Here is a 12677-nt window from a genome sequence, read left to right on the forward strand (position 1 = left end):
GTTTGTTGGGCATCGGCTGTTTTCTTGCTCTAACCATTTTGGGCAGCAATGGTTTGAGCTTGGGCACGGTCTTGGGTAAGCTTGCCCGGGCCGTGCTTTGGGACGAGTAGGGGATTTCCCAAGTGTTGGCGTTATGGGACCTGCAAAAGACGCTGCCGATCTGCGGCGCGGTGCTGATGGCGGCGCTCGCCCTGGGCGGGTGTTCGAGTCAACTCGCGGATCTGGCGCCCGCGGATGCGCCGCCGCGCGCCAGGGAGCCCGGGTCCTATCTGCCGGTGCATGATCTGCCGCCGGATCGCGATCAGGCGATCATCCCGCTGGAGCAGCGCGCCAAGATCGAGGCCGAGCTCGCCGCCGCGCGCGATCGCCAGGCCGCTGCCGCCAAGGACGCCAAATAGGCCCGTGGCCGCGAGACTGCCAACGTAATCGCTGGCGCCTCCGCTTTGCCGTGCTAAAAGACCTCGGTTCAGCCTGGAGTCAGGGCGAACGACTTCAATCTTCGTTGCCGACGATTGCTCTAAGTATTTGATTCTGAGTAATTTTCGCGATGGAGCCTGAGTGCTTTCGTGCCGGCCCTCGCGGCCTGTCGATTCTGTCCTGACCGGTTGCCCGGAGCCCAGAGAGCCATGGAAGAATTTTACCGCATTCGCCGCCTTCCGCCTTACGTGTTCGAGCAGGTCAACCGGGCCAAGGCGGCTGCGCGCAATGCCGGCGCCGACATCATTGACCTCGGCATGGGCAATCCGGACCTGCCGGCGCCGGCGCATGTGCTGGACAAGCTGAAGGAGACGCTCGGCAAGCCGCGCACCGACCGCTACTCGGCCTCGCGCGGCATCCCCGGGCTGCGCCGGGCCCAGGCCGCCTATTACGCCCGCCGCTTCGACGTGAAGCTGAACCCCGACACCCAGGTCGTGGCGACGCTGGGCTCGAAGGAAGGTTTCGCCAATGTGGCGCAGGCGATCACCGCGCCGGGCGACGTCATCCTCTGTCCGAACCCGAGCTACCCGATTCACGCCTTCGGTTTCTTGATGGCGGGCGGCGTCATCCGCTCGGTGCCGTCGGAGCCGACGCCGCAGTTCTTCGAGGCGGCGGAGCGGGCGATCGTGCATTCGATCCCCAAGCCGCTCGCGCTCGTCGTCTGCTATCCCTCGAACCCGACCGCCTATGTCGCGAGCCTCGACTTCTACAAGGACCTCGTCGCCTTCGCGAAGAAGCACGAGATCCTGATCCTGTCCGATCTCGCTTATGCCGAGGTCTATTTCGACGAGAGCAACCCGCCGCCCTCGGTGCTGGAGGTGCCGGGCGCGATGGACTGCACCGTCGAGTTCACCTCGATGTCGAAGACCTATTCGATGGCCGGCTGGCGCATGGGCTTTGCAGTCGGCAATGAGCGCGTGATCGCCGCGCTCGCCCGTGTCAAATCCTATCTCGATTACGGCGCCTTCACGCCGGTGCAGGTCGCGGCGACCGCGGCGCTGAACGGTCCGGACGATTGCATCAAGGAGATGCGCGACACCTACCGCAAGCGCCGCGACGCGCTGGTGGAATCGTTCGGCCGGGCGGGGTGGGAAATCCCGGCGCCGGAGGCCTCGATGTTCGCCTGGGTGCCGCTGCCGGAAGCCTTCCGCAGCGTCGGCAGCATGCAGTTCGCGACCCTGTTGGTGGAGAAATCCGGCGTCGCGGTCTCGCCCGGCGTCGGCTTCGGCGAGCATGGTGAAGGATATGTCCGCATCGCCATGGTGGAAAACGAGCAACGGATCAGGCAGGCCGCGCGCGGCGTCCGCCGCTTCCTTGAAAGCGGCATCGAAACGTTGCACAACGTGGTTCCTCTCGCCAATCGGCGGTAATTCTCTTCTGCAGGTTTTCTGAAGTATCATGGTCGCACCGCTGAAAGTGGGCATAGCGGGGCTCGGCACCGTGGGTGCCGAGGTTATCCGTTTGATCGAAACACAGGCGCGCGTGCTCGCAGGGCGCAGCGGCCGGGGCATCCGCGTGGTTGCGGTCACCGCGCGTTCGAAGGCGAAGAAGCGCGGCATCGACCTGCGCGGCTTCGATTGGGCGAAGGACCCGATCGCGCTCGCCACGCATCCGGAGGTCGATTGCTTCGTCGAGCTGATGGGCGGCGCCGGCGATCCCGCGCTGTCGGCGGTGGACGCTGCGCTCGGTGCCGGCAAGTCGGTCGTCACAGCAAACAAGGCGCTGCTCGCCAAGCACGGCCTCAAGCTGGCCAAGGCGGCTGAAAAGCACGGCGGTGCGCTGAATTTCGAGGCAGCGGTCGGCGCCGCGATCCCCGTCATCAAGACGTTGCGCGAAGGGCTTGCCGGAACCGGCGTCAACCGCGTCTACGGCATCCTCAACGGCACCTGCAATTACATCCTGACCCGGATGGAGCAGGAGGGCCTGTCCTTCGCCGAATGCCTCAAGGATGCCCAGCGGCTCGGCTATGCCGAGGCCAATCCGTCCTTCGACGTCGACGGCCACGACACCGCGCAGAAGCTCGCCATTCTCGCCAGCCTCGCTTTCGGCACGAAAGTTGCTCAAAGTGCGGTGTATGTCGAAGGCATCTCATCCATCGCGCCGGAAGATCTTCGCGCCGCCGACGATCTCGGTTATCGGCTCAAACTGCTCGGCGTTGCCGTTCGCACCGCCAAGGGCATCGAGCAGCGCGTGCATCCGACCATGGTGCCGAAATCCTCCTCGATCGCGCAGGTGATGGGTGTCACCAATGCGGTCACGATCGATGGCGAAGGCATTCCGCCGATCACGCTGGTCGGCCCCGGCGCGGGCGGTGCCGCGACCGCATCCGCCGTCGTCGCCGACATCGCCGACGTCGCGCGCGGCATCCGCGCCAATCCGTTCGGCCGGCCGATCGGGCAGCTGCGCGACACCAAGAAGGCGCCGATGGAGCGCCACGAGGGCGGCTATTACATTCGCCTGCTCGCCCGCGATTTCCCCGGCACTGCGGCCGCGATCGCGACGCGGCTTGCCGAGCAGAAGATTTCGATCGAGTCGATCGTGCAGCGTCATCCCAATGGCGGCGCTGCGCCCACTGACGGCAAGGCTGTCCCGGTGCCCGTCATCCTGATCACCTATGCCACGCACGAGGATGCCGTGCGCCGTGCGCTCGCCGCCGTGCAGAAGGACAAGGTGATCAGCGGACGGCCGCAGGTGATCCGGATCGAGAAGAACTAGAGCATGACCTCGGAAAAGTCTGAGCGGTTTTCCGGAAAGGTCATGCTCAAGCCATAAGGCGGTCGTTCGTTCGAACGAACACCGGGCGTTGTGAGTTGATGTGGACGGAGATTTCCGTCCCAAACGTTTCGAAGGAGTAAGCCGATGTCGACCCATATTGAAGTCCCCCCGCACGCCTTGCTCGAGCGCATTCTCACGCTGGAGATCGTGCGGGTGACGGAGCGGGCGGCGGTGTCGTCGGCGCGGTTGCGCGGCCACGGCAACGAGAAGGCGGCCGACCAGGCCGCCGTCGACGCCATGAGGCGCGAGCTCAACAAGCTGCCGATCCAGGGCACCATCGTGATCGGCGAGGGCGAACGCGACGAGGCGCCGATGCTCTATATCGGCGAGCAGGTCGGCCTCAAGGCAGGTCCCGAGGTCGATATCGCGGTCGACCCGCTCGAAGGCACCACGCTGTGCGCCAAGAACATGCCGGGCTCGATCGCCACCATGGCGATGGCTGACGGCGGCACGCTGCTGCACGCCCCCGACGTCTACATGCAGAAGCTCGCGATCGGCCCCGGCTACGACAAGGGCGTCGTCGATCTCGATGCCTCGCCGGCCGACAATGTCCGCCGCCTCGCCAAGGCCAAGGGCGTGAAGCCCGAGGGCATCACCGTTCTCGTGCTCGACCGTCCGCGCCATGCCGACATCATTTCGAGCGTGCGCTCGACCGGTGCGGCCGTACGCCTGATCACCGACGGCGACGTTGCCGGCGTCATCCATTGCGCCGACCCCGACAACACCGGCGTCGACATGTATCTCGGCACCGGCGGTGCACCGGAAGGCGTGCTCGCCGCCGTGGCGCTGCGCTGCATCGGCGGCCAGATGCAGTGCCGCCTCATCCTCGATTCCGAGGAGAAGCGCGAGCGCGCCGCCAAGATGGGCGTCAACGATCCCAAGATGATCTACGGCATCGAGGACATGGCACGCGGCGACTGCCTGTTCGCCGCCACCGGCGTCACCACGGGCTCGCTGCTCTCAGGCGTCAAGTTCCGCAAGGACGGTGTGATCGAGACCGAGACGGTGGTGATGCGCTCCGTCACCGGCACCGTGCGCTACATCAAGGCCGAGCATCGCGAGCTGGCAAAGTTCCATCTGGATTGAGGCCGCGGTCATCCGCGCGCGATTGCTCGGCGCTTTGGTCGCAGACGGATCCGTCGTCTGTCTGCTATGGGCTGCGATGCGGTGCCGGGGCGAACATGTGCAGGTCGCGCAACATCAGAGCCAGCATGACGGCCCCCTGGAGCTGCCCAACCTCATCGGCCCAGGGCTGAAGAATGGACTTCGCGGTCGCCATGTCTCCGCGCGCGAGCGCGCTGCGCGCGTTTATGTCGGCCTCGGCATAGGTGTCAGTTGCAATCATACGGGACAGCGCCTGCGCGAGGCCTTCATCGAAGCTCTCCAGGCGTACTTCGGAGACGTAGTGATCAGGCTTGAGACCGATTTTGTTTCTTGGATGCGCCGGATCGAAATGCCCAACCTTTGCCAGCATGATCAGCAGAGGATGATTTCCGGCGATGGAAGGAGGAATGATCGGATAGGTCCTGATTCTCCCCGATCGATCATCAAGAGATGAGAAGGAGATGACCGGCCCAAGGTTGAAGCGCGACTTGCGATGGAGCACAGCAACGCGATGGTCGATCTCGGAGTCCGGTTTGAACACCTCACCGTTCTTGAAGCTCGCGTCGGGGTCGGCAGCGATGAGAAATGCCGAGAGCTGGGCAACCCGGCCGGTGACGGTGCGTTCGTCAAGCCCGTCCACCTCAAACTCGATCTCTCGTCCAGCGAACGCGGACAATCCGAGCGTATAAGCTCCCAGGGTCTTGCCGGAACGGAAGGGGACGATGTCCATCCACAATCCGAACGGCTGATCTGGATACGCCTCGAACGCGCGGCTTGACTGCTCCAGCCACATCTCGGGGGAACGGCCGATTTTTCCGTCCCAGATGACGGCGACAACATTAGGCAGTGCCGCAACCACGGCACCCACAAAGGCGGTCGTGAGGTACGTATTCTCGGCAAAATCCAGCGCTTTCGTTTCCGTATTGCCTTCGGCAGAGCCCATCGGCGCGACCACGAGGTGCGCACGATGGCGTCGAGCGGCGTGGAAAGCTTCCGGCCACAGCCAGGAAGCCCGCTCCCACAATTGCTGATCGAAAGGTATCGGCGCAGGCATCAGGAGGATCGTCATGAGATGATCTCCTGCGCGGATGAACAGGGGACCGTCAGCACCGTCGCTCGGTGCGAAGGTGCTACGGTTCCAGCGTATGTCGGCATGACGAACGCGTAAGAACTGGATCAAAGCCTCCTCGTCCGGGAGGCGGGCATCCTCGAGCAATATGTATGCGACAGAGACGGTTGTCATGGCCGGTGCGCTTCACCCCGACGAGTTGAGGTAGGCGACCAAACTCGTCCCTCACGTGCTTGATGCGCCGAACTAGCGCTATTGTTGCATGGAACGGATCATGCTTTAAAGCCCTCGATCTCGGCCGGCTAGCCGGGCCAAAACAAATATCAGCGGAGCGAAGCATGACCACACCATCCAATCTCTCCGTCGTCAAAGCCCTCGTCTTCGACGTATTCGGCACGGTCGTGGACTGGCGCACCAGCCTGATCACCGACTTCATGTGGTGGGGAAAGCAGCGCGGCATCAGCGCGGATTGGACCGCGCTGGTCGACGGCTGGCGCGGCATGTACATGGCCTCGATGGACGACGTGCGCCAACATCCCGAGCGCGGCTACGTCATGCTCGATGACCTGCACCGCCGCTCGCTGGAGCAGCTGGTCGATCAATTCGCGATCAGGGGCCTCACCGAGGCCGATCTCGATTACCTCACCAAAGGCTGGCACCGCCTGCATCCCTGGCCCGACAGCGTCACCGGCTTGACGCGGCTGAAATCAAAGTTCGTGATCTCGCCGCTCTCGAACGGCAACGTCGCGCTGCTCACCAACATGGCGAAGTTCGCCGGCCTGCCGTGGGACCTCATTATGTCGGCCGAGCTGTTCGAGCACTACAAGCCCGATCCCGAAACCTATCTCGGCGCAGCAAAGCTGCTCTGCCTCAAGCCGGAAGAGGTGATGATGGTCGCGGCCCACAATGGCGATCTCGCTGCCGCCCAGAAGAACGGATTGAAGACCGCCTTCGTGGCGCGGCCGACCGAATACGGCCCGCTTCAGAAGGTCGATTTCGAAGCAACCGGCAAGTGGGACATCGTCGCGAAGGATTTTGGCGGCATCGCGGATAGGCTCGGCTGTTAGGTGGGCAAGGGGATTCCCGAGCCGTATCAGCATCTGCGAACCTTCGCGTTCGGCGACAGTCCCGCGCTGGCCGACGAACTAGTCGAGCTCGTCGTCAAGGGCATCAAGACCGCGACGTGCAGCACCGAGGACGAGCCGAACACCTCTACGCCCGGTGAGCGCTGGGTCGTGCTCGACGGGCGAGGAGAGCCGCGCTGCGTCATCGAAACCATCGAGGTGACATACCGGCGCTTCAACGAGGTCGATGCAGCCTTTGCACATGACGAGGGAGAAGGCGACCGGAGCCTGGCTCATTGGCGCCGTGCCCATCAATCCTATTTCGGCAGGCTCGGGCGCTATAGCGACGACATGATGCTGATGTGCGAGCGTTTTCGCCTGGTCGAGGTCTTCGGCGATGCCGAGACCGATCGATAGCTACGAAGCCGCAATCGGCAGTTCGGGATTGCTCGACGAGCTGCGGGAGTTCGATCCACGCGTGGTCGGGACGCTGCCCTTGGGGCTCGCGACGACGACGAGCGACATCGATGTCGTCTGCCATGTTCTCGACGCGGCAGCTTTCGCCGAAGTGGTCTGGCGACGATACCGCTCCTGTGACGGGTTTGCGCTCTACCAATGGTGCTCCCGCCGACGGCCGGTGGTCGCCCGCTTCGAGTGGGACGGCTGGCCGTTCGAGCTATTCGGCGATCCCAGGCCGGTCGATCAGCAGGAAGGCTGGCTGCACTTCGAAATCGAGCGGAGATTGCTCGCGCTCGACGACGGGCGTCTGCGCAAAGCCGTGGCCGACCATAGGGCGCGCGGGATGAAGACCGAGCCCGCGTTTGCCGCCGCGCTCGGCATTGCCGGGGACCCGTATTCCGCATTGCTTGCAGTGGGCCGTGAGAGCGACGCCCAGCTGCGGGCCCGCCTGGAGTGCCTGTAAGGTTCGCCGCGTGGGACCGCACAGATCCGGGCGGCTCGCGCCGCCCGGATCTGAACTGACGGCTACAACGTCATCTGCATCGGTTGCGGATAGTAGCGGAAACCATCTCCGGCTTTGGCGACATGGCCATAGCCTGGCCAGGCGAAGTGATAGGACATCACCGGGATCTTGTTGGCGGCCAGCATCGTCAGCAGCTTGACGCGCGACTCCGCCGCCTGCTTCGGGTCGGAATCGTAGGAGAACTCCATCCGTGGCTTCTCCAGCAGCAGCACCGAATGGTGCGAGAGATCGCCGAGGAAGGCGAACGACTTGCCGGCCGACGTCACCATGAAGATGGTGTGGCCGACGGTGTGGCCGGGGGCCGCGATCGCCTGCACGCCGGGCAGGAATTCCTCTCCATCCTTGAAGAATTTGATCCGATCCCGGACCGGCAGCAGGTTCTTGCGGGCGTGGATGACGAAATCCTTGGCCGCGCTGCCGAGCTTGCCTTCGTCGGTCCAGAAGTCGAAATCGCTCTGGGCAATGTAGACTTGCGCGTTGGGGAACAGCGGCTTGCCGCCGTCGTCGACGATGCCGCCGATATGATCGATATGGGCATGCGAGCATACGACGGCATCGATGTCGCCCGGCTTGATGCCGGCCTCCGTCATGCTCTTCTGCTGCCGTCCGGTGCTGGCGCCGAACATCTTCGATGAGCCCATGCCCGTGTCGAACAGGATGAGCTTGTCACCGGTGTTCACGATCGGAGAGTTCTGTTCGAGCACGACATTGTCCGGCGACAGGAAATTGTCGGTCAGCATCTTCTTGACCTCTTCCTTGGGAACGCCGGTGAAGGTCCCGGAGGGATCGCCGAGCGGAAGCGGTCCGTCGGATACGACGGTCACCTCGGCATCGCCGAGAATGAAGCGGTGCCAGTAGGGCGTCTGAGTGCCGAGCTTGGGCGCCCGCGCCATCGCGCTGCTGCCGAGCATGGCGCTGGCGCCGAGACCGGCCCCAAGTGCGAGTAGGGACCGACGCGAGACATCGAGTGTCATTCTTTTCCTCCGCTTTCGTCTTTTGTTTTGCGCAATCGTTGGCGCGGTAAGCGGCCGCCCGATCGGCCACGTGGCCGGAGGGCGGCGGAAAGCATGCTGCGCCGGTTGCGACAAGCTAGCAAGTGGAATTACCCGGTACGGCACGCTGAACGAGAACGATAGCCGGAGCGCGAAAGCGACGTGCAAAGACAGGCTGCGCCAAGACGCGGAATTGCGCTTTACGCAATTCTCAACGTGACGTCATTGCCTTCCGTCTCGGCAAAGCCCGCCTGCAGCACCTCTTCGCGCTTGTGACGCAGATGCGCACGCAGGATGTGGGCGAGCCCGACACCGTCGCGGCGCTGAAGCGCGTTCAGGATTGCCTCGTGCTCCTTCACGGCGAGCGCCCAGCGCTGCGCCGTCATCGGCGTGACATAGCGCGCGCGCCGGATGCGCGCGGTCACCGAGGCGTAAAGCCCGGCGAGCACAGGATTTCCCGCTGCGGTCACGATGGCTTCGTGAATCGCACGGTTGCCGCGGTAGTACTGGATCAGGTCGCGCTCGCGATAGTGCTGCACCATGTCCGCGTGCGCGGCGGCGATCGCATCGATCTCGGCGTCGCTGATGCGCTCGCAGGCGAGTTCGCCCGCGAGAGCCTCCAAGCCTTGGCAGACCTCGAACAGGTCGCGCATGTCCTTGTCGGTCAGCTTTGCTGCCCGCGAGCCGCGATGCGGCAGCAGCTGCACGAGCCCTTCCGCCGCCAGCACCTTGAGCGCCTCGCGCAGCGGCGTCCGCGAGATCTCGAGCCGCTCGCACAGCTCGCGCTCGGGAATCCGCGCGCCCGGCGGGATTTCGCCGTCGAGGAGGATGGCGCGGATGCGGTTGACGACCTCGTCGTGAAGCATGGCTCTGAGCTCAGTTTTGAATGCAAAAATGAACTTATACGCCCATATGGCCAAGTTCCAGCTTGAAAATCCAAAGTTTTGCATTCAAAAATGTAAAAAACAGAAAGGTATGAGGAAATGGATCTGCAAGTGGAGGCAGAAGACCTCGTGTTCGAGCGCGACGGCGGCATCGGGCGGATCACCTTCAACCGCCCGCAGGCCCGCAACGCCTTCACCTTCGCCATGTACGAGCGGCTCGCCGCGATCTGCGAGGAGGCCAATCGCGACCATGACATCAAGGTGCTGGTGCTGCGGGGGGCCGGCGACAAGGCCTTCGCCTCGGGCACCGACATCAATCAGTTTCGCGAATTCAGGACGCCGCAGGACGCCGTCGACTACGAGAACCGCATCGACCGCGTGCTGACCACACTCGAGCAATGCCGGGTCGCCACGATCGCGGCGATCAACGGGTTCTGTACCGGCGGCGGGGCCGGCATTGCCGCGGCCTGCGACCTCCGCATCGGCACAAAAGCTGCGAAGATCGGATTCCCCATCGCCAGGACGCTCGGCAATTGCCTGTCGATGTCCAATGTCAGCCGTCTCACCGCACTGATCGGCGCCGCGCGCGTCAAGGATCTCATCTTCACCGCACGCCTCGTCGATGCCGGGGAGGCCGCAAGCGTCGGGCTGCTCGGCGAGGTCGTCGACGATCTTGCCGCCCTTGAACGACGTGCAGACGAGGTGGCCCGGCTCGTCGCGAGCCATGCGCCGTTGACGCTGAATGCGACCAAGCAGGCTGTCAGCCGTCTGCAGCGCCGGTTGACGCAGGACGAGGGCGAAGACCTCATCCTGATGTGCTACACGAGCCAGGATTTTCGCGAAGGGCTCGATGCTTTCCTCAACAAGCGCGCGCCGCAATGGCGCGGCCAATAGGACGAGCCGATGCAAAGCGATCCATCGCAATCCACCTCCCGCCGTTCCGGACCGCTAGCCGGCCTCAAGGTCATTGATCTCACTCACGTCATGGCGGGACCGACCTGCACCTTGATGCTCGCCGACATGGGCGCCGACGTGATCAAGATCGAGAAATGGCCGAACGGCGACGACACCCGTCATTCGGTGCCGCCGAAGATCGGGGACGAGGCGGCCTCCTTCCTGATGATGAACCGCAACAAGCGCGGCATCGTGCTGGACCTGAAGACCGACGGCGGCAAAGAGGTGCTGCGCCGGCTGATCGCCGATGCCGACGTGCTGGTCGAGAACTTTGCGCCGGGCGCGATGGAGCGCCTCGGCTTCGGCTATGAGGCGCTGCACGCGGAATTCCCGGCGCTGATCTATTGCTCGCTGTCGGGCTTCGGCCGCACCGGCCCCTACAAGCATCGCAGGGGGTTCGATCTCGTCGCGCAAGCCATGAGCGGCATCATGAGTTTTACCGGCGAGCGGCCCGACGGTCCGCCCGTCAAGTGCGGCCCGCCGCTGTCGGACATCACCGCCGGCCTGCTCGCGAGCATGGGCATCCTGGCCGCCTACACCCATCGCCTCAAGACCGGTGAAGGCCAATGGGTCGAGACCTCGCTTTATGAAGCCGCCTTGGTGCAGACCTATTGGCAGTCGACCATCGCGCTCGCCGCGGGCACCGCGCCGCGCGCGATGGGCTCGGCGCATCCGCTCAACGCGCCGTACCAGGCGTTTGAAGCCTCGGACGGCTGGCTCGTGGTCGGCGGCGCCAACAAGAAGCATTGGCTGTTGATGCTGGAAGCGCTCGGCGCGAGCGAGCTCGCCGACGATCCGCGCTTCGTCACCGGTGCCGATCGCATGGCCAACCTGAAGGAGCTCGAAGCCGTCCTCAGCGAACGCTTCCGCAAGCAATCGCGGGCGCATTGGCTCGCGGCGCTGGACGAGAAGGGCGTGCCGTGCGGCCCCGTGCACGACATGCTGGAGGCGCTGAGCGATCCGCAGACGCTGGCGCGCGAGATGGTCGTCGAGGTCGAGCACTCCACGCTCGGGTCCGTCAAGACGATCGGGCTTCCCATCAAGTTTTCGGAGACCCCGGGCAAAGTGCGATCAGGCGCACCGGTCTATGGAGAGCACACGAAAGAGGTTCTGGCCGAGCATGGGTTCGACCAGTCACGAATCGAAGCGCTCGAAAAAGAAGGCGCAATCGTCTCGGCCCGGGAACGACGCGAGGAACGCGTCGCCTGACCGGACGTCGATACGACAAAAACAAAAGATAAAGATCAGCTGGAGGAAATCATGGGTCGGACGTCAACATTTCTGCTCTCCGCAGCCGCAGCCGTGCTCGCCGGCACCATGCCGGCGCTCAGCGCCTGGCAACCGCAAAAGCCGATCGAGTTCGTGGCCACCGCCGGCCCCGGCGGCGGCACCGACAATCTCGCGCGCGCGGTGCAGAACATCATCACCAAGCACAAGCTGATCGAGCAACCGATCGTCGTCGTCAACAAGGGGGGCGGCAGTGGCGCTGAAGGCTATGTCTACGGCAAGGCCTCCGCCGGTGATCCCTACAAGGTGATCTTCGGCACCTCGAATGCCTGGCAGCAGCCGCTCGTCTCCAAGGTCGCCTTCAACTACACCGATCTCACGCCGATCGCGGCGATGGCGCAGGACGAGTTCCTGCTCTGGGTCAAGCAGGACGCGCCGTACAAGACTGCGAGCGATTATCTGAAGGCGGCCGCATCGGGCGAATTCAAGATGGGCGGCGCGCAGTCCAAGGACACCGACGAGGTGCTGACGCGCATGATCGAGAAGGTCGGCAAGGTCAAGCTGACCTATATCCCGTTCAAGAGCGGCGCTGAGACCGCTGTGCAGCTCGCCGGCGGACATCTCGACTCCCACGTCAACAACCCCAGCGAAAGCCTCGGGCAATGGCGCGGCAGCACGCAGCGCCCGCTCTGCGTGTTCAGCCCGAAGCGGCTGCCGCAGGGGCCGAAGGTCACCGCAACGGAAGGCTGGGGCGACGTTCCAACCTGCGTCGAGCAGGGCCTCGACATCAAGCAATATGAGCAGCCGCGTACCGTGTGGCTGCCCGGCAAGGTCTCGCCGGAGCAGGCCGCGTTCTATGTCGACCTCATGAAGAAGGTGCAGGCGACGCCGGAGTGGAAGGACTACATCGAGAAGACCTCCCAGGTCGACACGTTCCTCACCGGTGCCGAGCTCGAAAAATTCATCAAGGAGGACCTCGAGCGCATCAAGCAGGTCGCGGGCGAGCAGGGCTGGCTGGTGAGGTGAGGCCGAGGATGGGTTTCGATCGCGCCGCCAACTGTAGCCCTGGTCCTCATCCTGAGGGCCCGCCGGAGGCGGGCGTCTCGAAGGATGGCCGCGGATGCGATGTCTCCTGGAGCCGTCCTTCGA

The 12677-nt window shown here is 64.2% G+C and carries 13 protein-coding genes; 10 read left to right on the plus strand and 3 right to left on the minus strand.

What is annotated here, in order from left to right; all coding sequences use genetic code 11:
* Window positions 1-122 precede the first annotated feature (122 nt).
* From I6F28_RS20160 to glpX, 4 genes are all read left to right on the plus strand, one after another.
* On the plus strand, window positions 123-398 hold the full coding sequence (locus tag I6F28_RS20160) for a hypothetical protein (protein ID WP_036033514.1): 276 nt from the start codon (window positions 123-125) through the stop codon (window positions 396-398).
* A 228-nt stretch (window positions 399-626) separates the two neighbouring features.
* Entirely contained in the window at window positions 627-1847 is a 1221-nt protein-coding gene (locus I6F28_RS20165) for an LL-diaminopimelate aminotransferase (protein WP_225140671.1), read from the plus strand.
* 28 nt (window positions 1848-1875) lie between these two features.
* Entirely contained in the window at window positions 1876-3192 is a 1317-nt protein-coding gene (locus tag I6F28_RS20170) for a homoserine dehydrogenase (protein WP_036022941.1), read from the plus strand.
* A 144-nt stretch (window positions 3193-3336) separates the two neighbouring features.
* Window positions 3337-4338 carry a class II fructose-bisphosphatase gene (gene glpX / locus I6F28_RS20175; protein ID WP_036022942.1) on the plus strand — a complete coding sequence of 334 codons (1002 nt, stop codon included), beginning with the start codon at window positions 3337-3339 and terminating at the stop codon, window positions 4336-4338.
* Between the two features lie 64 nt (window positions 4339-4402).
* Here glpX and I6F28_RS20180 read toward each other — a convergent pair whose 3' ends face one another.
* Window positions 4403-5425 carry a hypothetical protein gene (locus I6F28_RS20180; RefSeq protein ID WP_225113557.1) on the minus strand — a complete coding sequence of 341 codons (1023 nt, stop codon included), beginning with the start codon at window positions 5423-5425 and terminating at the stop codon, window positions 4403-4405.
* 338 nt (window positions 5426-5763) lie between these two features.
* Between I6F28_RS20180 and I6F28_RS20185 the strand changes: the two genes are divergently transcribed.
* From I6F28_RS20185 to I6F28_RS20195, 3 genes are read left to right on the plus strand one after another with little or no spacing between them, the layout of a single operon-like run.
* Entirely contained in the window at window positions 5764-6492 is a 729-nt protein-coding gene (locus I6F28_RS20185) for a haloacid dehalogenase type II (RefSeq protein ID WP_225140673.1), read from the plus strand.
* Window positions 6493-6906, plus strand: coding sequence for an ASCH domain-containing protein (locus I6F28_RS20190; RefSeq protein WP_225125523.1), 414 nt, complete (start codon window positions 6493-6495; stop codon window positions 6904-6906).
* A complete protein-coding gene (locus I6F28_RS20195) occupies window positions 6887-7411 on the plus strand; it encodes a DUF4269 domain-containing protein (protein WP_225125521.1) in 525 nt (174 codons plus the stop codon). The genes I6F28_RS20190 and I6F28_RS20195 overlap by 20 nt, the downstream gene beginning before the upstream one ends.
* Window positions 7412-7473: 62 nt before the next feature.
* On the opposite strand, the gene I6F28_RS20200 is transcribed toward I6F28_RS20195, so the two are convergent.
* Together I6F28_RS20200 and I6F28_RS20205 are read right to left on the minus strand one after the other, a co-directional pair.
* Window positions 7474-8445, minus strand: a complete 972-nt coding sequence (locus I6F28_RS20200) for an MBL fold metallo-hydrolase (protein WP_225140675.1) — start codon at window positions 8443-8445, stop codon at window positions 7474-7476.
* 218 nt (window positions 8446-8663) lie between these two features.
* Complete coding sequence (locus tag I6F28_RS20205) at window positions 8664-9329, minus strand: GntR family transcriptional regulator (RefSeq protein ID WP_036022947.1); 666 nt, start codon at window positions 9327-9329, stop codon at window positions 8664-8666.
* 117 nt (window positions 9330-9446) lie between these two features.
* Here I6F28_RS20205 and I6F28_RS20210 point away from each other — a divergent pair, with 117 nt between their 5' ends.
* The 3 genes from I6F28_RS20210 to I6F28_RS20220 are packed head-to-tail and all read left to right on the plus strand — an operon-like array spanning window position 9447 to window position 12554.
* Window positions 9447-10241: an enoyl-CoA hydratase/isomerase family protein gene (locus I6F28_RS20210; RefSeq protein WP_225140677.1), complete on the plus strand. Its 795-nt coding sequence runs from the start codon at window positions 9447-9449 to the stop codon at window positions 10239-10241.
* Window positions 10242-10250: 9 nt separating this feature from the next.
* On the plus strand, window positions 10251-11510 hold the full coding sequence (locus I6F28_RS20215; RefSeq protein WP_225140679.1) for a CaiB/BaiF CoA transferase family protein: 1260 nt from the start codon (window positions 10251-10253) through the stop codon (window positions 11508-11510).
* 51 nt (window positions 11511-11561) lie between these two features.
* Window positions 11562-12554: a Bug family tripartite tricarboxylate transporter substrate binding protein gene (locus I6F28_RS20220; protein WP_225140681.1), complete on the plus strand. Its 993-nt coding sequence runs from the start codon at window positions 11562-11564 to the stop codon at window positions 12552-12554.
* Window positions 12555-12677: the final 123 nt, after the last annotated feature.

The organism is Bradyrhizobium sp. NBAIM14 (genome assembly GCF_020193895.1).
Classification (GTDB): Bacteria; Pseudomonadota; Alphaproteobacteria; order Rhizobiales; family Xanthobacteraceae; genus Bradyrhizobium; species Bradyrhizobium yuanmingense.